21 protein-coding genes are annotated in these 21,866 nt (G+C 63.6%); 10 read left to right on the forward strand and 11 right to left on the reverse strand.

The window, feature by feature from the left end:
• The first annotated feature begins 165 nt into the window (after nt 1-165).
• From AC0L3L_RS13560 to AC0L3L_RS13575, 4 genes are read left to right on the forward strand one after another with little or no spacing between them, the layout of a single operon-like run.
• Entirely contained in the window at nt 166-2,007 is a 1,842-nt protein-coding gene (locus tag AC0L3L_RS13560) for a (5-formylfuran-3-yl)methyl phosphate synthase (RefSeq protein WP_473637930.1), read from the forward strand.
• A gap of 3 nt (nt 2,008-2,010) precedes the next feature.
• Entirely contained in the window at nt 2,011-2,562 is a 552-nt protein-coding gene (locus AC0L3L_RS13565; protein ID WP_473637931.1) for a flavoprotein, read from the forward strand.
• Nucleotides 2,555-3,949 carry a DUF6513 domain-containing protein gene (locus AC0L3L_RS13570; protein ID WP_473638005.1) on the forward strand — a complete coding sequence of 465 codons (1,395 nt, stop codon included), beginning with the start codon at nt 2,555-2,557 and terminating at the stop codon, nt 3,947-3,949. Before AC0L3L_RS13565 ends, AC0L3L_RS13570 begins: the two co-directional genes overlap by 8 nt.
• Before the next feature lie 3 nt (nt 3,950-3,952).
• Nucleotides 3,953-4,543: a DUF447 domain-containing protein gene (locus AC0L3L_RS13575; RefSeq protein WP_473637932.1), complete on the forward strand. Its 591-nt coding sequence runs from the start codon at nt 3,953-3,955 to the stop codon at nt 4,541-4,543.
• Between the two features lie 14 nt (nt 4,544-4,557).
• Here the strand turns inward: AC0L3L_RS13575 and AC0L3L_RS13580 are convergent, their stop codons facing one another.
• Nucleotides 4,558-5,607, reverse strand: coding sequence for a hydantoinase/oxoprolinase family protein (locus AC0L3L_RS13580; RefSeq protein ID WP_473637933.1), 1,050 nt, complete (start codon nt 5,605-5,607; stop codon nt 4,558-4,560).
• Between the two features lie 56 nt (nt 5,608-5,663).
• On the opposite strand from AC0L3L_RS13580, the gene AC0L3L_RS13585 reads away from it, so the two are divergent.
• Nucleotides 5,664-6,362, forward strand: a complete 699-nt coding sequence (locus AC0L3L_RS13585) for a HisA/HisF-related TIM barrel protein (protein WP_473526834.1) — start codon at nt 5,664-5,666, stop codon at nt 6,360-6,362.
• A 251-nt stretch (nt 6,363-6,613) separates the two neighbouring features.
• On the opposite strand, the gene fae is transcribed toward AC0L3L_RS13585, so the two are convergent.
• The 7 genes from fae to AC0L3L_RS13620 form a co-directional block, all read right to left on the reverse strand.
• Nucleotides 6,614-7,120, reverse strand: coding sequence for a formaldehyde-activating enzyme (gene fae / locus AC0L3L_RS13590; RefSeq protein WP_123148516.1), 507 nt, complete (start codon nt 7,118-7,120; stop codon nt 6,614-6,616).
• Between the two features lie 167 nt (nt 7,121-7,287).
• Nucleotides 7,288-8,142, reverse strand: a complete 855-nt coding sequence (locus AC0L3L_RS13595) for a triphosphoribosyl-dephospho-CoA synthase (protein WP_473637934.1) — start codon at nt 8,140-8,142, stop codon at nt 7,288-7,290.
• On the reverse strand, nt 8,139-9,095 hold the full coding sequence (locus AC0L3L_RS13600; protein ID WP_473637935.1) for an ATP-grasp domain-containing protein: 957 nt from the start codon (nt 9,093-9,095) through the stop codon (nt 8,139-8,141). The genes AC0L3L_RS13595 and AC0L3L_RS13600 overlap by 4 nt, the downstream gene beginning before the upstream one ends.
• Before the next feature lie 86 nt (nt 9,096-9,181).
• Nucleotides 9,182-10,138, reverse strand: coding sequence for a methenyltetrahydromethanopterin cyclohydrolase (gene mch, locus AC0L3L_RS13605; RefSeq protein ID WP_473637936.1), 957 nt, complete (start codon nt 10,136-10,138; stop codon nt 9,182-9,184).
• Nucleotides 10,135-11,229, reverse strand: a complete 1,095-nt coding sequence (locus AC0L3L_RS13610; protein ID WP_473637937.1) for an ATP-grasp domain-containing protein — start codon at nt 11,227-11,229, stop codon at nt 10,135-10,137. The genes mch and AC0L3L_RS13610 overlap by 4 nt, the downstream gene beginning before the upstream one ends.
• 13 nt (nt 11,230-11,242) lie before the next feature.
• On the reverse strand, nt 11,243-12,136 hold the full coding sequence (locus AC0L3L_RS13615) for an NAD(P)-dependent methylenetetrahydromethanopterin dehydrogenase (RefSeq protein ID WP_473637938.1): 894 nt from the start codon (nt 12,134-12,136) through the stop codon (nt 11,243-11,245).
• Nucleotides 12,137-12,177: 41 nt separating this feature from the next.
• Nucleotides 12,178-13,146 carry a beta-ribofuranosylaminobenzene 5'-phosphate synthase family protein gene (locus AC0L3L_RS13620; protein ID WP_473637939.1) on the reverse strand — a complete coding sequence of 323 codons (969 nt, stop codon included), beginning with the start codon at nt 13,144-13,146 and terminating at the stop codon, nt 12,178-12,180.
• Nucleotides 13,147-13,306: 160 nt separating this feature from the next.
• Between AC0L3L_RS13620 and AC0L3L_RS13625 the strand changes: the two genes are divergently transcribed.
• The 5 genes from AC0L3L_RS13625 to AC0L3L_RS13645 all read left to right on the forward strand — a co-directional run bounded on the left by AC0L3L_RS13625 (nt 13,307) and on the right by AC0L3L_RS13645 (nt 18,233).
• On the forward strand, nt 13,307-13,687 hold the full coding sequence (locus AC0L3L_RS13625) for a 4a-hydroxytetrahydrobiopterin dehydratase (RefSeq protein WP_473609305.1): 381 nt from the start codon (nt 13,307-13,309) through the stop codon (nt 13,685-13,687).
• Nucleotides 13,688-13,805: 118 nt separating this feature from the next.
• A complete protein-coding gene (locus tag AC0L3L_RS13630; RefSeq protein WP_473637940.1) occupies nt 13,806-14,906 on the forward strand; it encodes a tungsten formylmethanofuran dehydrogenase in 1,101 nt (366 codons plus the stop codon).
• On the forward strand, nt 14,900-16,531 hold the full coding sequence (locus AC0L3L_RS13635; RefSeq protein ID WP_473637941.1) for a formylmethanofuran dehydrogenase subunit A: 1,632 nt from the start codon (nt 14,900-14,902) through the stop codon (nt 16,529-16,531). The genes AC0L3L_RS13630 and AC0L3L_RS13635 overlap by 7 nt, the downstream gene beginning before the upstream one ends.
• Entirely contained in the window at nt 16,519-17,427 is a 909-nt protein-coding gene (gene fhcD / locus AC0L3L_RS13640; protein ID WP_473637942.1) for a formylmethanofuran--tetrahydromethanopterin N-formyltransferase, read from the forward strand. Before AC0L3L_RS13635 ends, fhcD begins: the two co-directional genes overlap by 13 nt.
• Nucleotides 17,424-18,233 carry a formylmethanofuran dehydrogenase subunit C gene (locus AC0L3L_RS13645; protein ID WP_473637943.1) on the forward strand — a complete coding sequence of 270 codons (810 nt, stop codon included), beginning with the start codon at nt 17,424-17,426 and terminating at the stop codon, nt 18,231-18,233. Before fhcD ends, AC0L3L_RS13645 begins: the two co-directional genes overlap by 4 nt.
• Before the next feature lie 58 nt (nt 18,234-18,291).
• On the opposite strand, the gene AC0L3L_RS13650 is transcribed toward AC0L3L_RS13645, so the two are convergent.
• The 3 genes from AC0L3L_RS13650 to AC0L3L_RS13660 are packed head-to-tail and all read right to left on the reverse strand — an operon-like array spanning nt 18,292 to nt 21,860.
• Nucleotides 18,292-19,116 (reverse strand): alpha/beta hydrolase, encoded by an 825-nt coding sequence (locus AC0L3L_RS13650; protein ID WP_473637944.1) that lies wholly within the window; start codon nt 19,114-19,116, stop codon nt 18,292-18,294.
• Nucleotides 19,117-19,127: 11 nt separating this feature from the next.
• Nucleotides 19,128-20,615: an NAD-dependent succinate-semialdehyde dehydrogenase gene (locus AC0L3L_RS13655; protein WP_473637945.1), complete on the reverse strand. Its 1,488-nt coding sequence runs from the start codon at nt 20,613-20,615 to the stop codon at nt 19,128-19,130.
• A gap of 18 nt (nt 20,616-20,633) precedes the next feature.
• Entirely contained in the window at nt 20,634-21,860 is a 1,227-nt protein-coding gene (locus AC0L3L_RS13660) for an iron-containing alcohol dehydrogenase (protein WP_473637946.1), read from the reverse strand.
• Nucleotides 21,861-21,866 lie beyond the last annotated feature (6 nt).

Here is a 21,866-nt window from a genome sequence, read left to right on the forward strand (position 1 = left end):
CAAGGTGCCCGTGATGAGCTTAGCTGACCCGCAAACTTTATCAAACCCTGAAAGTGGACGTCTCGCGTCTGCTTTAGTGCCATGCCTGCTCGCCGAAACGGCAACCGAGCGGATTTCGGTATTCGGGCCCGAGAGCGTCCTGTCCCTCATGCCGGAGAAAGTCCAATGACCAGAATGCTGGCCAGTGTCACCGGCGTCGACGAGGCGGAGATCGCGCTTTCGGGCGGCGTCGACATCGTCGACCTGAAGGAGCCGAAGGCGGGAGCGCTGGGCGCGGTATCCACGCAAACCATCCGCCGCACGATTTCATTCATCGCCGGCCGGGCGCCGGTCAGCGCGGTCTGCGGCGACCTGCCGATGGAACCGGAGACGATCCGCGCCAAGGCCGAAGAGATCGCTGCGACCGGTGTCGATTACGTCAAGATAGGCTTTTTTCCGTCGGCAAATGCCGCCGCCTGCGCGGCAGCGCTCGAACCGCTCGCCGCGCGAACGAAGCTGATCGCCGTGCTTTTCGCCGATCTGGCGCCGGATTTCGAGCTTCTGCCGAACTTTGCCAAACATCGCTTCTACGGCGCCATGGTCGACACTGCGAACAAGGCAAACGGGCGGCTGCTCGACCATCTGCCGCCCGAGCGTATCCCGGGATTCATCGATCGAACGAAATCGCTCGGTCTGATTGTTGGCCTGAGCGGATCGCTGGAAGCCCCGGACATTCCGCGCCTGCTGCCCTTTGCTCCCGATTTTCTCGGCTTTCGCGGGGCGCTGTGCGGCGACTCCGGCCGCGTGGGTTCGATCAGTGCCGAGGCGGTTTCGCAGATCCGCGAGCTGGTCCCGGAAGCATCCCGGGCCGGCGGCGCGTCGAGCGTCGACTACCGCCTGCTGGCGGCGAGGGGCTATTCGCCGGGCACCGACCCGACACTGGGCACCGACAAGATATTCGTGCGGGACTTTGTCCTGCCGGTCCAGATCGGCGCTTACAGTTTCGAGCACGGCCATACACAGAAGGTGCGTTTCGACGTGACCGCCGACGTGCTGCAAGTCACCGACCATCCCGAAGACATGCGCCATGTGTTCTCCTACGACATCATCATGGATGGCATTCGCACCATCGTCGCGCGAGGCCACATCCAGCTTAGCGAGGCCTTGGCCGAGCAGGTGGCGACCTACATTCTGGAGAACCCGCGTGTCGTGCGCGTCACGGTAAGGGTGGAAAAACTCGAACTCGGCCCAGGCGGCGTCGGCGTCGAGATCGAACGCAAGCGCCAAGCGGCAGGCCGCGGCGTTGCCTCCGGCCCTGCCGGCCGAAAAGAGCAAAGCGCTGCTTCCCAGCCGCGACAGGAAAGGCCTGAGGTCGTGAGGCGAGCCGCCGTCAAGCCAGCCGTCGTCAAGCTTGGCGGCAGCACGGTCCATGCGGCAGAAATGGAAAGCTGGATCGCGGCGCTGGCGGGTTCCAAGCTGCCGATCGTCATCGTGCCCGGCGGCGGCCTGTTCGCCGACCAGGTACGTGAGACGCAGTTCCGCATGGATTTTTCCGACACCGCTGCCCACGCCATGGCGATCCTCGCCATGGAGCAGTTCGCCCAGGTCATCCTCGACCGTGACGAAAGGCTGGCGCCGGCACGGTCGCTGGAAGAAATGCTGCGGACGTTGGACGTGGGGAAGGTGCCGGTGTGGCTGCCGTCGTCCTTGGCCCTGTCGGCGCCGGACATTCCGGCGTCCTGGGACATTACCTCCGATTCCCTTGCCGCCTGGCTTGCCCGCAAGCTCGGCTCGAATGCGCTGCTGCTGATCAAGCAGACCGGCGCCTTCTTCGGCAGCGACACGATCGACAGCCTGGCAGTCAGAGGCATCGTCGACGCCGGCTTCGCCGCCATGCTGCCCGACGGTGTCGATTTCCATCTCGCCGGTCCGAAAGATGCAGCCGAAGCCGGGGTGCTGCTCGCGTCGGGCAATCTGCCCGGCATCCGGATCGCGGCTCCGATCCGGTCGGCAAGAAAAGCAGGGTAGGCGATGGCGACGCTGCATACGCCGCGCTGGGCATGGGTTTTGACCGGTTCCGGTCATTTTTTTACGGAGAGCTTCGCACTCATTCACCAGCTAGAGCATTGCGATGTCTTTGTGTCGAAAGCCGCCAACGAAGTGCTGCGCATGTACAAGCTCAGACTCGATTTCCCGGAGACGACGCGCGTGCTGCATGACAAGACGGCGAGCGCGATCCCGGTCGGCGAATTCTATCACGGTGTCTATCATACGGTCGTGGTGGCGCCGGCCAGTTCCAACACGGTCGCAAAATGCGTGCACGGCATTTCCGACACGCTCGCCACCAATGTCTTTGCCCAGGCTGGAAAATGCCGGGTGCCGGCTATCGTCTTTGCTTGCGACACCGCGCCGGAACTCGAAACCATGGCGCCGCACGGGCTGGTCAAGGTCTATCCGCGCAGGATCGACCTGGAGAATACCAACCAGCTGAAGAGTTTTGAGCGGACCCAGGTGGTCGAGTCGCTTGCCGATCTCGAAGCCTCGGTCAGACGGCGCCATGCCGAACTCGCAAGCCATGGCTGAGCGGCTGGCCTTTCTTACCGGCCATCTGGCCAAGGTCCGGCTGGAAAGGCTGCTGGCCGGACTGGGCGAAACCGAATTTGCGTGGGAGATCATCGACATCGGCGTCAAGGTCGCGGCGCTGATGAGCGAAGACATCATCAAGCGGCGGCTCAGCCTGACAGGCGCCATCGACCGCGTCATCCTGCCCGGCCGCTATCGCGGGGACCTCGAGCATCTATCGAACCATTTCGGCGTGCACTTCGTACGTGGTCCTGACGAGATCGCCGATCTGCCGGCCTTTCTCGGCCGGACGGGCGAGCCGCCTGACCTTTCGCGTCACGACATGCGCATCTTCGCCGAAATCGTCGATGCGCCGATGCTGTCGATCGAGGCGCTGGTGGCGAGGGCACGGACGCTGGCTGCGGTCGGCGCCGACGTCATCGATCTCGGCTGCCTGCCGGAAACGCCGTTTCCGTTGCTGGAAGAGGCGGTGCGCGAACTGAAGGCACGGGGGTTTCTGATCAGCGTCGATTCGGCCAGCACGGACGAACTGTCGATCGGCGCACGCGCCGGTGCGGACTATCTTCTTAGCCTCGATGAGAACACGCTGCCGCTGGCCTTCGATTGCAAGGCAGTACCAGTGCTGATCCCGTCAGCACCCGGCGACCTGGATTCGCTCGGACGGGCCATCGAAGCGGCGCAAAAGGCCGGCGTCGCCTTCATCGCCGATCCGGTGCTCGACCCGATCCATTTCGGCTTTGCGGCGTCACTTGCGCGCTTCATCGAGGCGCGGCGGCGCTGGCCCGAGGTCGAACTGCTGATGGGCACCGGCAATCTCACCGAATTGACCGACGCCGACAGTTCCGGCGTCACCGCCGTTCTGGCCGGGCTCTGCTCGGAACTTCAGATCAAAAACGTGCTTGCCGTGCATGTCAGCCCGCACACGCTGCGAACGATCGAGGAGCACGATATTGCCCGCCGGATCCTGTTTGCCGCGAAAAATGACGGTGCGCTGCCGCGGAGTTACCATCCAGGGCTGCTGCAGGTTCACGACCGCAAGCCGTTTACGGCCTCGACCGAGGATATCGCAGCACTCGCGGCCGAGGTGCGCGACACCAACTTCCGCATCATGACTGCCGAGGACGGCATCCATGTTTTCAACGGCAAGGGGCATGCGGTTGCCACTGATGCGTTTGAACTCTTTACCGGGCTTGGCGTTGAGGCGGATGGCGCACACGCGTTCTATCTCGGCGCGGAACTGATGAAGGCCGAGATCGCGTGGCGACTCGGCAAGCGCTATGTGCAGGACGAGCCGCTCGCATGGGGCGTTGCTGCGCCGGCTCCCGAAACCGACCGCAGCCGTCTCGCGGAAGCGGGCCACACGCTTCGCGCGAAGAAAGAGCGCTAAACCATGTCCTACATTCGCGAATCGATCGTCACCACCGTCAACAAGACCGGGGATGTCCACATCGCGCCGATCGGCATCATCGCCGAGAAGGACGGCTGGATCATTGCGCCGTTCCGGCCATCGATCACGCTCGACAATCTCGCCGAAGTGCCGTTCGCCATCGCCAATTACACCGATGACGTGCGTATCTTTGCCGGCTGCCTGACCGGGCGCAAGGATTGGCCAACCGTTGCGGTCGACGGGTGTTCGGTGCCGCGGCTCGAGGCGGCGCTCGCGCATTCGGTCCTCGAAGTCGAGAGTGTCGATGACGATGGCATGCGACCTCGCCATTTCTGCCGCGTGGTGCGGGAGGAAACGCATGCGCCGTTCACCGGCTTCAACCGCGCCAAGGCGGCGGTGCTGGAACTGGCCATCCTGGTCAGCCGGCTCGGCATGCTGCCGCGCGACAAGATCGAGGCGGAGATCGCCTACCTTTCGATTGCCATCGAAAAGACCGCGGGCGAGGGCGAAAAGGAAGCCTGGGACTGGCTGATGCAGCGTGTCGGCGATCACCTGTCGGTCAAGGGGTCTCCCGGCGAGGAGGCGCGGGGCTGAACCAGGTAGAGCGCCTATGATGGAGATCCCGCCAACAGCGCCACCGCTGACGCAGGCGCGACGCTGCTGGCTTCGCCGCGAACGGCGTCATCTGCGGGGACGATCTCGGCGAAATCGACGAAGCGGCGTTCCATGCGTTCGGCCAGCCGCCTGATCTGCCAGCGGCCGGTTCCGGCGCCGACGATCGGCGCATCCCGGGCCAGGGACCCGGCGACCAGGGACCCGGCAACCAGGGACGCAGCGTCGTGGATCTTGCGCAATTGCCGTTCGCTGAACCAGCGTGCGACTTCATGCCATTCCGGCAGGGTCAGCTCGGCGGCGTCGCGCCCGATCATGCGCGCCAGCCGCGCTATCGAACCATCGACGGTCTTTTCCTTGCCGTCGGCGGACGCGTGCCTGTCGTCCTTCTCGTCGAGCACCCCCAGGATACGGTGCGCATCGGCGATCGAGGCGAAATACTCGTTCATCAGCGGTGTCAGCCTGCCGCGGACGGGGGCCGACGAGGCGACGCCGAACAGGAACGTCCTGGTGAAGCCGGTATAGACCAGTTCGCCGCTCAGAAGCCGTCCGGCATCGGTGTAGCCGTCATTGGCGACGGAGCCATTTTTGATGGCGATAATGTCGGTGGTGGTCGAGCCCATGTCGACGAACAGAGCATCGCCAGCGAGCTTCGCCACCAACGACGCTGTCGCGTGCCAGTTGGCGGAGGCGACATCGCTGCTCAGCCGCGCTGCCTGCTCGACCCCGACAAAGCCGGACGGCCCGGCATAGATCAAGTTTTCGCCTGCGACACGGGTTGAAATCTCATCCAGCAGAGCCGCGACGCCTGCATCGCGGGACGGAAAGACATCCACCAGTTCGCCGGTCATGGTGAATGCGTTGAGGTCGGCGCCGGCATAGATAGGAGCCGTTTCCTCGAATGCCGAGGTCAGGGAATGGAGCCCTTGCCAGAGCGGCGTGGCGATCGTTACTGCCTCGACGATGCGGCCGTCTTGCGCACGCGTCACCTTCAGATGGGCTCCGCCAATATCGAAGCCGGCAACGATGCTCTTTCTTTTTTCCACGGTTCAAGCTTTCATCACAGTTGGTCAGGGGCAGTTGGTCAGCGAGAAAAAGAGCGTTGCGTATCATTCCGGTTCTTGACCTGAAAGGCGGCGAGGTGGTCCGCGCCCAGCAAGGAAAACGCGATCGCTACAGGCCGATCGTCACGCCGCTCAGTCAAAGTTCCGATGCCGTCGCGGTCGCCGAAGGGCTGCGCCGGCTTTATCCTTTTCCGGCCTTCTATATCGCCGATCTCGATGCCATCGAAGGCGGAACGCCAAACAGCGGCGCGCTTGCCCGGCTGAAGGCGATGGCGGAGCCGCCGGAGCTTTGGGTCGATGCCGGCTTCGCCGACGAGAAAACCCTTTCGGCAGCACTTGCCCAGCCCTGGCTTTACCCGGTGCTGGGTTCCGAATCGCAGCAAGACGACGCGTTGTTGCGGCGTTTTTGCAATCATCCGGAGCTTATCCTGTCGCTGGATTTCTTCGACGACGGGTTTCGCGGTCCGGCATCATTTCTCGACGAGCCGGAGCTTTGGCCGCAAAAGGTGATCGTCATGACATTGGCCAAGGTCGGCTCCGCCTCCGGTCCCGATTTCACGCGGCTTGAGGCAATCAAGGCGAAGGCTGGAAGCCGCTCCGTCATCGCGGCCGGCGGGGTGCGCAACGAGGCTGACATTCGCGCCCTTTCGTCACTCGGTATCGCCGCGGCGCTGGTCGCGACCTCGCTGCATGACGGCACGCTCACCCCGGGGCACCTCGCAACGCTTGGCACCTGACATCGCGTGATCTCGAACTTCGGCCTCGGAAACTGCCTTGGATTAGAGCGGCGAACTCTCAAGTCGATCGTCTCGCCGCTCTATCTCTTTGCTGGAGCATCGGATTTCCCAAAACCGGTTCCCAACCCTCGGGTCAATTCCGAGGGCAGGTTTTGGGGTCCGATGCTCTAAAGGCCCAGAAGTTTTTTCAGGCGGCGCAACAGACCATCCGACTCAGCGGAGGGTTTTGCCTGTGCGGGGCTGTCTCTTGTCTAAGCCGCGAACGGATGCTTCACCTGGTCCCGCTTATCCGTGGCTTCGGCGGCGGTCGGTGTTCCCGCGACCGCGCGTTGGATGGCTTCCTTTGTCGCTTCGTAATTGTACTTCTGAATCTTGGCGTCGTCCGCCGCGTCCCAGTGGATGAAAACGCCGACGCAGATGAACAGATCGTCCGCCTCACTGGCAGGAATGACCCCCTCGGCGACGCTGTCCTGCACGGCCTTTGCAACCGCATGCTGGGCCGGGCCGAACATCTGCACGGCCTGTTTAGCGCCCTTGATCGTGACCTTGTTGAACATCACGGTGTTGGGCTTGCACTGAAGATTGGGTGCGATCACCGCCAAAAGGGAGGTAAAACCGTCCTTGTTGTTGGTAAGCGCGTTGCAAAATGCTGTTTCGACTGCGCTCCCCCGTGGGCCGATGAGCAGGTCAACATGCGCCACTTCGTTGCCGTCTCCTACCAGCGATTCACCGACCATTACTTTCGAGATTTTTGCCATGCCAATTTCCTCCAAGACACAGTTATGGTGTCCAAAGACGCCGCATACCGAGCGAGCGCTCGATGGACAGCTATCCTTGTTGGCAGCGCCCGGACATCCGGACCGGTTGGCTGGATAGCCGCGGAAGCCCAGCTTCCGCTCCTGAAAGTCAACCACCAACGTTGCGATTATGCAAGCTGAACGCCGAGGGTGTGGACTAAAAGAGTAGCCACGGTCAGGTCGGCCGAGGTGCCGGGGTTGACGTTGTCCGCCTTCAGCCGGCGGTCAAGCTCCATGAGCAGACGAATGCGTGACGTCTCGTCATCGTTGGCATGCAGCGCCGCCTCAACGGCAAGGGCTTCTTGCCGCGTCTGATCTGCGACGTCAGTTCCATGGTTGCGCACCACATGACTGTCGGGGAAGCTGGCGAGAAACGCCATATAGGCGAACACCGTCGGCCACATGCCGCCTTCGCCGCGTGCCAACGCCGTTTTCAGAGCCGCAAGCCCGACGCCGAACACGTCGCCGAAACCGGTAACATACTGGCGGGCGATCATGTCGCGGTCGGCCGCCTCCCTCATTGCTTCGAGCAGATGAACCTTCGGCTCCTGCCGCACATCGTTCGCGGCCTCTCCGAGCCCGCCCGGCGCGGCCGCGACGATCGCCTCGAACACCGCTCTGGTGTCGTCCATGGTCATCGCGCGCAGCACCGCGTCGACATTGTCGTGGAGGCTGCCGCCCGCCATTTCGGCGGCGCATAGCAGAGGCCCTGCCAGAAGAATGATACCGAGATTGGTATTGGTCGCGACTGCCAGACGTGTCGCGCGGACTGCTTCCAGCATGCGCTGTCCGACCGGCAGTCGCGGATCGGTCAGCGGCGCGGACGAGACCTCTGCGCTCGTCATGAACTGGGCGGCGGACATGCCGTGCCCGTCGGCGAACAGATGGACATTGCCCGGTTTCAGCGCCTCGATCTCCATCCGGCAGGCGTCCTTATAGGCAGCCCGGAGGCGTTCTCGCGAAAGCGCCATGCCGTCGGTCACGAATTCGCCGGCGCAGTGAGGCGGTAGGGTCGCGCTGCCGCCGCCTCGGTACGATCGGCCAGGAATTTCAGCAGGGCGTCTGCAATCGCATCGGCGATGTTCACCGCGACGACCGATTGAAGCCCGGACCAGGCGGGCATGCTGTTGACCTCAAGCACGAACATCGTGCCGTCGGCCGACGGCACGATGTCGACGCCGGCGAAATCGGCGCCGATAGCGGCGGCGGCGGCCCGTGCCAGCGTCGCCAATTCGGTTTCGCCGTGCAGCGAAACCTGCCTCGAAACCAGCTCTGGCACTGCCCCGCGATTGACGTTGGTGATCCAGTCGTCGCCGCGGCGGCTCATCATCGCCAGGACCTCGCCGGCGCAGACGAAAACGCGAAAATCGCGGAAAGGAGGGCCGGGGCGCGGCACGTAATGCTGAAGATAGTAGACGCTGTTTACCTCGTCCTCGGCGGGGAGATCGGACAGTGTTTCGATCAGCCGGATGCCTCGGCCCTGTGCGCCGAAAAGCGGTTTTAGCACCAGCGGCGTGAACGGCAGTTCGCGTTCGGCGATCGTTTCGGCCATGGCACGTCCCTCGACCGCGAATGTCGGCGGCGTCGGCAGGCCGGCATTCTTCAGAAGGAAGGTCGTCATCGACTTGTCGACGCAGCGTTCTATCGCCTGCGCGGAATTCCACACCGGAATGGAAAGCTTGCCGAATGCGTGCAGCACGCCAAGGCGCCGGGTGACGGCTTCGAACGATCCGGCGGCGATCGAACGGACCAGCACGGCGTCGGGCAGCGCGCCATCGAAACCGGGGATCGACAGTCCGCTCGGGCTGCCGGTGTCGAACGCGATCGCCGCCAACGGCACGGTTGCGACCACGGCGCCGCGCCGGTCCAGCCTTGCTGCCAGGCCCTTGGCGCGGGCGTCCGAATTGTCGCTGACGATCAGGATGCGGGGGATCATATGGCGCCTCGGATACCGGTATACCGAAGGCGCGAGCGGGCGGCCCGGCAGGCGGATGACAGACGAATCCATTGCAGCGCCATGGCCTAACCGAGGCTCCGTTCGAGCATCCGCAGATCACGCTCGCCGGCGCGAAACGTATCGCCGGTCTCGATCGCCGTGACGATCACTTCGGCCGGGCTGAACAGCAGCGGATCAATGGCATAGAAATCACCGTTGAACCGCTTGAAGACCTCGGCGAAGGGGTGGCCGTGGTCCCGCGAGGCGCGGCTCGGCAGTCGCTCCGCGAGCTCGCTGGCGTCTTTCGACGAGCCTTTGACGAAGAGCTGGACGCTGCCGCCATAGATGATGGCGTCGTTGGTTCTGCCCATTGCGGTCAGGAAATCCGGATGGGGGGCAGGGATAGGCGCCGTGCCGATGCCGTCGACGATATTCTCCAGCGGAAACTTGAGATCGTTGCTCTTGTGCAAGGCGACTTCGAGCGCGCGCGCAACGATCTGCACGCTGCCCGCAAGGCTTTGTGTCGGCGCATAGAGGAAGGTGAGCTTTTCGGTTGGCAATCCGGTTGCCTTGCCGACCTTCTCGACAATCGCCTGGGGCGGCGGTTCGGCGGTCTCCAGGATAAGCACCGCGGATGACGCAATGTCGCGATAGGAAAGTGCTTCGAACAGCGGTTCGACGCGGGCGAGCGCCCGCGCCGGTCCCGATCCCATGGCGAAATAGCCTTGGCTTGACAGGTTCCAGCCCGCATACTGGCTGCCCAGGCAGGCAAGTACCGGCTGCGAAGACCGCACTTCGACGGTGAGCGGCCATTTCTGCGACGCGCGGTCCATGCAGACCGAAACGCTGCCGAGCCCGCCCATCGCGGCTTCCGCCATGTGCAGCCCGGCCTCGACGCCGCCGGCGGCCTTGGCGCCGGCATCGATCAGGCACTCGCCCAATGGCCCCCTGGCAACGGCGATACGCAGGCGTTCGGCGTTGCCGATCATGCCGTCTATGATGCGCTGCGCATTATCGTTCAGGAATGCCGAACCGTCTTTCATGTCCGGTCTCCTTCCCATTGGTGTTGCAATCGGCTGGCTTGTCCCTTGATGAGCCGCCTCGTCAAATCGGCGCTCGGACCGCGCGCGAAGATGGTGCAGACAGGATCGCCAGCGATCAGACGGGTGCCGGGCGACTGATGGTCGGCAGTCCATTCAGGCCAGGCAATCGATGGAAACCGGGCGATCGGCGCCGTCGCATAGGTCACCATCGACGCCATCGAATCGACGAAGCGCGGCAGGTGGTAAGCCCTGCCTGCCGCGGCGCGCAGATGCGCTTCGATCAGCGGCGCGTCGGCATCGTCGAATATGTCGAGGGTGGCGCCTGGCCTCGGATTGATCTCGATGAGCTTGTAGCCATCCGGTCCGCGAATGAGATCGGCGCTGCACAATCCAACCAGGCCGGCGCGGCCCGCCAGACCTGAAAGCCAGCCGCGGATCATTGCCGCCTGCCTGCGATCGAAGCGTCTCAACCGCACGGCGCCGCCATAGCGATAGGGCGCTGCCGGGGCGGGGGACGCCCATTGTTGGCTGAAGCCGACGATATCAGCGGTTTGGCCGTCGCCGACGAACAGGGCCGAGGCGCTGCGGCCGGGAACGAAACGCTGGAAATAACGGCCGGTGGCCGGGGTTTCTCCGCCGGCCCGTCTGATATGCGTGCCGCCGGCGCCGCCCGCGGTCTTGACCACCCAGTTCTCCGGATCGGGCGGCCGGTCCCATCGGAATTGCGGATGCGGAATGCCGAGTTCGGCGCAATCGGCGGCCAGCAATTGCGGGTCCTTGATCCTGCGGATCGCGCCGCCGCCATTGCCGGCGAGCGGAAAATGGCGCGCAATCTCATCGACGGTCTCCGTCATCCGCTCGAAGCCCGAACCCAGGACGATGGCGACCGGCTGGTCGTCTCCTGCCAATTGCTGAAGCGTCTCCATGATGCGCTCGCCGTCGATGCCGCGTTGCAGGTCGCCCGGCAGCATCGTCGCGCGTTCGGCAAGCGCGACCGTGTCGGTATCGCAAAAGAAATCGGCGACCAGCGGACGATAGCCGGCTCGGCGCGCAGCGGCAGCCAGCGCCCGGCCTGAAATCGCCGCGATCAATAGAGATCCGGCGTTATTTGGCGATTTCGCGTGCAAGGGAAAATGCTTCCTGGAAATCGAGCGTGATGGTTTTTTCGGCTTCGATCATTCTTTTGAAGAGGCCGAATTCGACCTTGTATTTCACGTTGCCGATGGCAAGCGGACCAATGCCGACAGCCTTTGCCGCTTCGAGCGGATCGCTATTGGCATTGACGGCCACGCCTTCGATGCCGGCCGGCGGGACCGCGTTGACGTCGGCGGCAATGAGCAGGCCGTCACCTTTCAACTGCGCTTTCGAGACCACCTGGACGCCGGCCTTGGCGCACGCCAGGATCACCTCGCTCGCCTCGACCAGCTTCGTCTTGCGGGCGTCGCTCGACCCGTCGGCCGCATCCACGGCGATGTTGAAACGGCTTTTGATCTCGGCCGCGATCTGCTCGACCCTTTCGATGCCGTCATGACCAACAAGCGTGACCCGGGCGCCTTCCCTGGCTGCGATGACGGCAGTGCAGAAGCCGACGACGCCGGTGGCGCCGAAAACAGCGATCCTCGTGTCCCTCAGCCTGCGCTCGAATTTCTTCTCCAGCGCTTTTTCGACCTTTGCCACCATCGCCGCGGCCGTGGTGAACGAGCCGGCAGGATCGGCGAATACCGAAACCTGGAAAGGCGGCACCATCGCTTTTCGCGCTTCGTCGAACATGTCTAGCGCCAGCGAGGCATCCTTGCCGGCGATAAAAATGCCGGTATCGACGCCCGCATCGGGCGGGCGCGAGAAGATCGCGTCCTGCACGAGGCCTGTCACCTCTCCCAGGCTTACATCGACATAGGGGACGACGGCGTCGAAACCTGCATCGAGAGCCATGTTCACGTCGAAAGGGCTCATATGCTTCAACGGCGTCAGCATGTGCAGGATATGTTTGCGGGCCATTTCTCGCCTTTCCTCTTGAACCTGATCGCGTTGCCGGGCCGTCAGCTGCCGACGAGATCAAGTTTGGTCGAACTGATCTTCGCGCCGGAATTCCGGCCCTTGACGATCCTGATCTCGATGCCGTCTTCAACTGTCTGCCGAACGGCGCTGACGAAGCTGACTGCAGCGTCCTGCGATGGGGCGAAGGCAAACCCTGTTGGTCCCCACGAGCTCTGGCCGATGCCGACGGCGCCTGCTTCATTGAGACCGTGGGCCAACCTCTCGACCCGCTTCGAGGTGAACACGCCACCTTGCGCCGGGGCGAAATGGGTGCCGATCAGCATCTGGATCGCGGCGACGGCGGCGCCGAAGGCTGGAAGGTCATGTTCGACCAGAGCCGGCATGATGCCCATCAGCACCCGCCGGCAGATCTCGCCGCTGCCGGACGCCGGGAAGGGCGGCAGCGACCGAAACGCCGCGATCTCGGCGTCGCCATGCAGCCCATGCCCGCCATGGTCGAGGATCAGGACGACGCGCCACTGTTCCGGAAACTGCAGTCGCGCCACGACCGGCGGCGGCCTGCCGCTGTCGTCCTTGCCGGCGTCGACAATGACACCACCGCTTTCGAAACTGGCGATGCCGATGCCGGATCGGCCGCCGCGATCGAGCAGGGTCGCGTCGCCGCCAATATCGAGGGGCAGTTTGTGGAGCGTGCGCAGCGCCGAGGCGACGGCAAGGGCGATCTGCGTGCCGGAGCCCAGGCCGGCATGGCTCGGGATCGACTGTTCGACCACCAGACGGTGCTGGCCGCGAATGCCGAGATGCCTGCAGAGCATCGACAAATGTTCGCCGGCGCGCCGGCTCTCGGTGCCTTCGACGATGGTTTCGCTGGACCGCGACAGGGTGACGACGGTTTCGGGTTCGCTCAGCGGTAGCCCGACGCTGCCAAAGCGACGTCCGGTATCGCCATTGAGATCGAGGAAGCCAAGGTGCAGGCGGGCGGGCACTCGTATGGTAACAGAATTCGACATCTACCCCCCGATGGGTGCATCATAGACGCATCATGGAAGTTTAGGTGCCCGTTCGCCATGATAGCTGTTTTCGTCGACGGGGCAAGCCGGAGAGAGTGCATTCGTTTTATCTTCTTTTGGCCCCGGCGCAAAACGGACCGGGCAAGTCGCGGAGGTCGAGATGAACGAGACGCCTAAGGAAAAAGTCTATTCGGAAGCCGAGATTGCCGACCGGCTCGAGAAGGAACTGCCGAAATGGTATTACGAGAACGGCTGGATCCGGCGCAAATACAAGACCCATAGCTGGAAATCGACACTGATGGTCATCAACACGGTCGGCCATCTCGCCGAGGCGGCGTGGCACCATCCCGATATCACCGCCTCCTATGCCTGGGTCGAGGTGCGCCTGATGAACCATGCAGCGAAGGGCATCACCGACAAAGACTTCGAGCTGGCCAAAAAGATCGAGGATGTCGTCCAGTGGCAGCCGGCCAGGGAAGGCGGCGCGCTGGAAGGCACTCCGCCGACCGATCAGCGCTTCGCTTACATCAAATATGATTAAGCGCGGTCGGAATTTGTTGATAGCGCATGAAAACATTCGCTAATCTGCTGGCTGGCGGGGTTCACGGCCGATCCAGTTTCGTCTAGGATCAGGCCGGCACCAGAAAGTAGCGTAGTGAATGGCGGTTGCTTGGATCGGCAACCGGGAAACGCTGGTCGAGCGCGCGGCTGCACATGCCGCCGCGCTGTTGGGGTCGAGCCGGTGCCCGGTTTTCAGCCTGGATACGGATATACACGGCACCAGGGCGGCGATCGCGCTGGCTGAGCGAGTTGGCGCGGCATACGATCATGCCGATGGCGCGGCAGTTTCCCGGGAGACCGCGCTCTTTACCGACAAAGGCGCGATGACCGTTGCGCCCGGCGAGACGCGCCGGCGCGCCGATGTCGTGGTGATTGTCGGCGAACTCCCGCAAATCCATCATGAATTTGTCGGCGAACTCTCAGCCACGGTTCCCGATCTCTCGGCCAAGAATCAACGCGAGATCTTTCTGGTCGGGTCGAACGGGGCGTCTGCGCCGCCGTTGAGCAACGGGCGGACGGCGACGCTCCTGTCCTGCGGCGAGGCAAGCCTCGGCGCGACGCTGGCGGCTGTGAGGGCGCAGTGGAAGGGGCGCCAGACATCGCAGCCGGTGTCGAATTTCGACGATTTCAGCAAAGCCCTGGAGGCTGCGCATTTTCCCGTCTTCCTGTTTTCAGGCGACGCCACCGAAGGGCTGGCGCTTGAGATGCTGCAAGGACTGATCACTGATCTCAACCGCAAGTCGCGCGCATCCGGCCTGCATCTGCCGGCAAGCGAAAACGGATGGGGTAGCGCGCTCGCCTCGACCTGGATGACGGGTTTTCCGCTGCGCACGGGGTTTGCGCGTGGCTTCCCGGAATTCGACCCCTGGCGTTACGATGTCGCGCGCATGATCGCCGCCGGCGAAGCCGACTTGCACCTGCGGATCTCCTCCTCAATTGTGCAGCCGCAGAAGAAGCAGACGAGAAAGAACCGCATGGCACTGATCGCCTTGGCGAAAACGCAGGAGCCGGTCGCTGGCGCTGCGGTCACCATCGCCATCGGCGAAGCGGGCGTCGATCACGAGGCGGTGGTCTATTCCAGCCGCACCGGTTCGCTGAAGTCAATCGATGCGCGAGCGGCGTCCGAATTGCCCTCCGCTGCGACTGTTATCCGCCTGGTCGCCAGTCATGTCTCCGCCGAGGCCGCGTTGCCATGCTGACGAAAATTGCCGGCGGCGACATCATCGATCCCGTCAATGGCCGGCTCGGCAAAGGCGATCTGTGGATCAGGGACGACAAGATCGTTGCGGCGCCGGCGGGGGGCGCCGCCGACCGGACCATCGACGCTGCCGGCTGCATAGTCATGGCGGGCGCCATTGACATCCATTCCCACATCGGCGGCGGCAACGTGAATACCGCACGGCTGCTCTTGCCCGAGCAGCATGCCGCGCACCAGGCGCGGCCGGCGACGACGCCGCTCTCCAACGCCGGCTGGTCGACCTTCCAGACCGGCTGCCTCTACGCCAAGATGGGTTTCACCACGGTGGTCGAGCCGGCGATGTCGCCGGGAGCCGCACTTCACACCCATCTCGAACTGGCCGACATCCCGATCATCGACAAGGCGACGCTCGCCATTCTCGGCAACGACGATTTCCTGCTGTCAATGATCCGCGACGACGCTTCGTCTCAAATGATCGAGGACTATGTCGCCTGGACGGTCGCCTCGACGCGGGCGCTTGGGGTCAAGGTGATCAACGCCGGTGCGGCGGCCGCCTTCAAGGAAAACGTCCGCACCTTCTCGCTGGACGATGTGGTGCCTTCCTATGGCGTCAGCTCGCGCAAGATCGTCAAGACGCTACAGGCGGCCGTCGACAGCCTTGGGGTCCCGCATCCTCTGCATGTCCATTGCAACAATCTGGGCAGCCCCGGATCGGCGGACACGGCGGCCGCGACGATCGCGGCGGCGGAAGGATTGCCGCTGCACCTCGCCCATCTCCAGTTCTACGGCTATGGCACGGAAGGCAAGCGCAAGTTTTCGTCGGCCGCGGCGCGTCTTGCCGAACTGGTCAATGCGACGCCGGAAGTCACCATTGATATCGGCCAGGTGATGTTCGGCCAGACGGTCACCGTCTCCTCCGACGTCATGCGGCAGTTTTCGGCGCGTGGCAGTGCGCAGCCGAAAAAATCCGTCATTCATGACGGCGACGGCAATGGCGGCGGCGTCGTGCCCTACAGCTATGGCAAGGATTTCTATGGCACGATGCAGTGGGCGATCGGACTCGAGCTTTTTCTCCTGATCGACGATCCGTGGCGTGTCTTCTTCACCACCGATCATCCCAACGGCGCGCCCTTTACCGTCTATCCAGCCCTGTTCGAGTTGCTGATGAGCCGGGAAGCGCGCACCGAAATGATTGCCGGACTTCCAAAATCCGCCATGGCGCTCTCCACCCTGGCCGCAGTCGACCGCGAATACACGTTCGAGGAAATCGCCATCATGACGCGCGCGGCCCCAGCCAAGCTGCTCGGGCTGACAGACCGGGGCCATCTCGGCGCCGGCGCTATCGCCGACATCGCTGTCTACCGCAGGGACGGGAGTATCGCGAAAATGCTGGGGCAGGCGGCGTATGTCTTCAAGGATGGCGATCTCGTCGTGCAGGACGGAGAGATCACCCATTACCGCTGGGGCAAGGCGCTCAGGCTCAATCCGTCGCCGGACAAGGCGATGGTGCGGCGCCTGGAGGATTATCACCAGCAGCGCTACGGCCTGTCGCTGGACTGGTTCAATTTCCCGGATTCCGCGATCGCGCGCGAACAGCCATTCGGCGAGGTTGCATGCCGAACGTGAGCGTAAATGGCATAGTGATCGACGATACCTTTGCCGAGGCCTTCGGCATGCGCGCGACCGCCATCATCATCACCGCGCCGAACCGGAAATGGGCCCGCCAGGCGGCAATCACGATGACCGGCTTTGCCACCTCGGTGATCGGCTGCGGCTGCGAAGCGGCAATCGATGTCGAACTGCCGCCATCGGCCACACCGGATGGCCGGCCCGGCTGCCGCGTGATGATCTTTGCGATGGGAACAGACGAGTTGCAGAAACAACTGCTCAATCGCGTCGGCCAGTGTGTCTTGACCTCGCCGGGTTCCGCCTGCTTCGCCGGACTGGAGGGCAGCGCCGAGTTGAAGCTCGGTTCGGCGCTGCGTTATTTTGGTGACGGCTGGCAGATCTCCAAGAAAATCGGCGGCAGGCATTTTTGGCGCGTTCCCGTCATGGATGGCGAATTCCTGTGCGAAGCGACGACCGGGCTGACGAAGGCTGCCGTCGGCGGCGGCAATTTCTTCGTCATGGCTGAAAGCAGCGCCAAGGCCTTGGTTGCCGCCGAGGCCGCGGTTGCGGCGATAGGCCTGGTGCCGGGCGCGATCGTGCCGTTTCCGGGCGGCATCGCCCGTTCGGGTTCCAAGATCGGTGGCAAATACAAGGGCATGATCGCCTCGGCCAACGAAGCCTACGCGCCGACATTGCGCGGTGTTGTCAGGAGTGAGCTCGGTTCCGACATCAACGCTGTCCTGGAAATCGTCATCGATGGCGAGACCAACGATGCCGTTGCCGCCGCGATGAAGGCCGGCATCAAGACCGTCATCGAGCTTGGGCCGAAGCGAGGCGCGGTTCGCATAAGCGCCGGCAATTACGGCGGCAAGCTCGGCAAGTTCATCTATTCGCTGAAGGACATGCTGCCGTGAAAGCGCTGACCTTCACCCTTGTCGCCGAGCCGCCCGAGCGCCTTGACCTGTCGCGGCTGACGCCGGAGCGGCTTGCCGGGATCGAAAGGCGCGATATCGAAAAAATCCAGATCGGCATGTCGAAGCATGGATCGAAGGTCGGCGATATCTTTCGCGTCGCCGGCAACGATCCGCTGGACATCGTCTTCGAAGGTGGGAGCGCGCGCCTCGACCGCGTGGCGGAAGGCATGCGGGGCGGTTCGGTTCGCGTCGTCGGTAATGCCGGCGCCCAGGCCGGGCGCGCCATGCGCGGCGGCACGCTGACGATCGAAGGCAATGCCGGTCCGCATGCAGGCTCCGGCATGCGCGGCGGCAGGCTTGAAATATCGGGCAATGCCGGTGATCACCTTGGGGCGCCGCTCGCCGGGGAACTGGCCGGCATGAATGGCGGCGTGCTGATCGTCAGGGGCAAAACGGGCGCTTTTGCAGCCGACCGGATGCGGCGCGGCCTGATCGCGGTGTTGAAAGGCGCAGGCGACAATGCCGGCTGTCGCATGATCGCCGGCACGCTGGTGGTGGCCGGCGGCGCCGGCGAGACGCCCGGCTATCTGATGCGTCGGGGTTCGATCCTCCTCGACCGCGCGCCGAAAAGCCTGTCGCCGAGCTTCGTCGAATGCGGCGCGCCGGAGAGCGTTTTCGCCGCCGTCGTCGATCGCTATCTGATCGCCGAGGGTATTTTGAAACGGCCGCTGCTGGGCAACGCGCCGCAGAAATATGGCGGTGACAACGCGGTGCTTGGAATGGGTGAGGTGCTTTTCCCTCGCTGAGGCGCTCGGCAGACGGCATTGCGGTTAAGCCGCCATGGCCGGCATGGCTGCGGGAGGGTTAGCGGCTGTCGTTGGCAATCAGTTTCGTCAGGCAATCCCCCGCCTGGCTCTCCGGCACGCCGAGATCTCTGACACTGTCCATGTGATTACGGTTCGTTAGAACAAGCGACATTACCGGCGAACCCTGCTGCAGCAGGTTCTCTTTGAATCGATCTGCTTGCTGATGGAAAGGCGGCGTCTCATTGGCTCCGACCAGAACCGTCGCCCTGGTTTGAGGATCATGCCGGTAGGCAAGCGGTGTAAACCTGGCGACTTCCTCATCGGTGATTGCAATCTCGTTGGCGAGAAAGGAGTTCTGGAGCGGTTTCAGATCGTAGAGCCCGCCGAGCAGAAGGGCGGCCCGCACATTCGAAGGGGTATGCACGCTGTTGAACAGAAACGTTGAAAGATGTGCTCCGGCCGAATGGCCGCTGACCGTCAGTTCTGCCGGGTCTCCGCCATGGTCGGCGATATTGTCCAGAACCCACTGCTTCGCGCGGCGCACCTGGTCGACGATCGTCGCCATTCTCACCTTGGGCATCAGAGCATAGTCGACGATGACGGCAATCGCACCGGCCTGGGTAATCGTCGCTGCGACGTATGAGTAGTCGCGCTTGGAGAACATTCTCCAGTAGCCGCCATGGATGAACATGTGCACCGGCAGGCCGCTTCTTTTGCCGGAGGGAAAGAACAGGTCGATGGTTTCGGTCTGATCCGGCCCATAGGCAATGTCCGCTGTCATCGGAATGGTTGCGCGGACGGCCTCGCTGCGGTGAACGATGTCCTGGACGATTTTGTCAAAATCGGCGACATGGTCGCGGATGCGGAATGGATCGCTTTGCACTCTTCCTCCGCTCAGATGCTGATGGCGAGGTATTTCGCCTCCATGAACTCGGCAATGCCGTGATGCTGGCCGCCCTCGCGGCCGAGGCCGCTCTGCTTTACCCCGCCGAACGGTGCTGCCGGATCGGACATCAAGCCGCGGTTGAGAGCGATCATCCCGGCTTCGATCCTGGATGCCACCCGCATTCCACGCGCAAGATCGCGCGTGTAGATGTAGGCGGCAAGGCCGTATTCGGTGTCGTTGGCGCGCGCGATGATTTCGGCTTCCGTTTCGAATCTCGAGATCGGCGCCACCGGCCCAAAAATCTCCTCGTGCGCCATCTGCGCCTCGGCCGGGACGTCGCAGAGCACGGTCGGTGGATAGTAGAATCCCGTTCCCGAGCCTGCCTTGCCTCCGCACAGCACCCGCGCGCCACGGGCGACAGCATCGCCGACCAGACGGTCGATCTTGTCGACGGCCTTCCTGGTGATCATCGGCCCGCACTCCGTGGCCGCGTCCGTGCCAGCGCCGATCTTGAGTGCCGACATCCGCCTGGCGAGGCTTTCGCCAAAGGCATCGTAAACCCCAGACTGGACATAGATGCGGTTTGCAGCCGAGCAGGCCTCGCCGGCGTTGCGCATCTTCGCCACCATCGCCCCATCGACCGCCGCGTCGAGATCCGCGTCATCGAACACAAGGAATGGCGCGTTGCCGCCAAGTTCCATCGAACACGAAACCACGTGCTTTGCGGCCTCGGCCAGCAGAACGCGCCCGACACAAGTCGAGCCGGTAAAGGAGAGTTTGCGCACCCGCGGATCGGCCAGCATCGCGGCCGTCACAGGGCCGGGATTGGAGGTTGTCAGAACGTTCACCACACCTGGCGGAACGCCTGCTTCCTGGTAAAGCGCGGCGAGCGCGTAGGCGGTGAGCGGGGTCTCGCTGGCTGGCTTCAAAATTACCGTGCATCCGGCAGCCAAAGCGGGCGCGATCTTGCGCGTCGCCATCGCGGCAGGGAAGTTCCAGGGTGTGACAAGGACGCAGATGCCGATGGGCTCGTAGTCGACCACGATCCGGTTGGTGCCGGAAGGCGCCATCCCGAATTCACCGGTGATGCGAACGGCTTCCTCGGCATTCCAGCGAAAGAATTCCGCAGCATAGGCGATCTCGCCACGCGCGTCCCGGAGTGCCTTGCCGTTTTCCAGCGAGATCAGGGTTGCCAGCGTCTCGGAACGTTGCGTCATCAACTCGAAGCAGCGTCTGAGGATTTCGGAACGCTTGCGGGGCGCCGTTGTGCGCCAGCCATCGGCGGCCTTGGCCGCAGCCTCGACGGCGGCCGCGGCATCTTCGATCGTCGCATCGGGAACGGCGGCGATCACCGCTTCCGTGGAAGGGTCCACGACCTGGATTTCCGTGCCGTCGGCGGATTGCCGCCATTGGCCGCCGATATACAAGCCGTGGGAGAATCTATGGAAATCGGCAGTGTCCTGATCGTCGCCCAGCACCTGATGCGATATGTTCATGGCCTGCTCCTCGATTGCTCACATGACACAGGCGGCGAGGTCGCCATCATAGGCAGCCTGGATCAGGCCCCGCATGGCTGCCAGATCGAATGGACGCGGATTGTTCTTGATGAGACGGTCGATGCCGAGCGCCTGTTCGGCCGTCCAATCGAGCTTGTCGGCGGGAAGCCCGAGCTTGGCCAGCGTAGGCGTGATCCCGATCGCTCCAAACAGCCGGCCGATCTCGTCGATCGCCGCGTCGGCCATCTCACCGGTACTCCGGTCCCTCCCGCCGAGACCAAGGGCAAGGCCGATCTCGGTCATCTCGGCGGCCGCGGCGGCCCGGTTGTACTTCATGACATACGGCAACATGGTGGCGACACCCAGCCCGTGAGCTGTGTGGGTAAGGGCGCCGACCGGATATTGCACCGCGTGCGCCGCCGCAGTTCCGGCCGTGCCGAACGCGCAGCCGGCTGCAAGCGCGCCCATCATCACATCGGCCCGAGCGTCCTCGTCGGCGGGGTCGCGGCAGGCCTTCTCGAGACTGCGGCCAAGCAGCTTGATCGCGAGCAGCGCAAAATGATCGGTCAGCGCGCTCTTGCCGATGAAGACATGGCTCTGCGGCAGGCTGGGGTCAGTGCCGCGCCTGACGGCGGTAAAAGCCTCGATCGCATGTGTCAGCGCGTCTGCGCCCGCAATCGCCGTCAGTCCCGGGGGACATGTCATCGTCAGTTCCGGGTCGCAGATGGCGGCTGCCGCGATCAGATGCGGGCTGGAGATGCCGACCTTCATGGTGCGATCCGGATCGGAAATCACCGCGACAGGGGTCACTTCCGAGCCGGTGCCGGCTGTCGTTGGCACCGCGATCAACGGCAGCGTCGGACCAGGCACCTTGAACTCGCCGTAGTAGTCCTGGAGCTGGCCGCCGTGACTGATGAGCAACGCGGCGCATTTGGCCATGTCGAGACAACTGCCGCCGCCGATGCCGATCACCATGTCGGGCGCAAAATCCCGCGCCTCCTCGACGCAGACGGCAACCGTGTCGCGTGGCACATCGGGCAGCACCCGGTCGTGCACCAGCACATCGATCGATGCGCCCTCGAGCGCCGCCATGATCTCTGCGAAGGCGACGGTGGCGGTAAAGCGCTCGTCCGTACAGACAAGAGCGCGACGGCCCAGCCTGGCCGCCACGGTTGGAATGACATGGCGCTGGCCCTTCCCGAAGAGGATTTCACGCGGCAGCCTTATTGCAGCGAAAAGGCTCATGTTCAG

It is taken from the genome of Mesorhizobium sp. WSM4849 (assembly GCF_055811385.1).

Coding starts and splice junctions, on each gene's coding strand:
- AC0L3L_RS13560 (WP_473637930.1), top strand. CDS start 166: ATGACCAGAATGCTGGCCAGTGTCACCGGCGTCGACGAGGCGGAGATC.
- AC0L3L_RS13565 (WP_473637931.1), top strand. CDS start 2,011: ATGGCGACGCTGCATACGCCGCGCTGGGCATGGGTTTTGACCGGTTCC.
- AC0L3L_RS13570 (WP_473638005.1), top strand. CDS start 2,555: ATGGCTGAGCGGCTGGCCTTTCTTACCGGCCATCTGGCCAAGGTCCGG.
- AC0L3L_RS13575 (WP_473637932.1), top strand. CDS start 3,953: ATGTCCTACATTCGCGAATCGATCGTCACCACCGTCAACAAGACCGGG.
- fae (WP_123148516.1), bottom strand. CDS start 7,120: ATGGCAAAAATCTCGAAAGTAATGGTCGGTGAATCGCTGGTAGGAGAC.
- AC0L3L_RS13600 (WP_473637935.1), bottom strand. CDS start 9,095: ATGATCCCCCGCATCCTGATCGTCAGCGACAATTCGGACGCCCGCGCC.
- mch (WP_473637936.1), bottom strand. CDS start 10,138: ATGAAAGACGGTTCGGCATTCCTGAACGATAATGCGCAGCGCATCATA.
- AC0L3L_RS13615 (WP_473637938.1), bottom strand. CDS start 12,136: ATGGCCCGCAAACATATCCTGCACATGCTGACGCCGTTGAAGCATATG.
- AC0L3L_RS13620 (WP_473637939.1), bottom strand. CDS start 13,146: ATGTCGAATTCTGTTACCATACGAGTGCCCGCCCGCCTGCACCTTGGC.
- AC0L3L_RS13625 (WP_473609305.1), top strand. CDS start 13,307: ATGAACGAGACGCCTAAGGAAAAAGTCTATTCGGAAGCCGAGATTGCC.
- AC0L3L_RS13630 (WP_473637940.1), top strand. CDS start 13,806: ATGGCGGTTGCTTGGATCGGCAACCGGGAAACGCTGGTCGAGCGCGCG.
- AC0L3L_RS13635 (WP_473637941.1), top strand. CDS start 14,900: ATGCTGACGAAAATTGCCGGCGGCGACATCATCGATCCCGTCAATGGC.
- fhcD (WP_473637942.1), top strand. CDS start 16,519: ATGCCGAACGTGAGCGTAAATGGCATAGTGATCGACGATACCTTTGCC.
- AC0L3L_RS13655 (WP_473637945.1), bottom strand. CDS start 20,615: ATGAACATATCGCATCAGGTGCTGGGCGACGATCAGGACACTGCCGAT.
- AC0L3L_RS13660 (WP_473637946.1), bottom strand. CDS start 21,860: ATGAGCCTTTTCGCTGCAATAAGGCTGCCGCGTGAAATCCTCTTCGGG.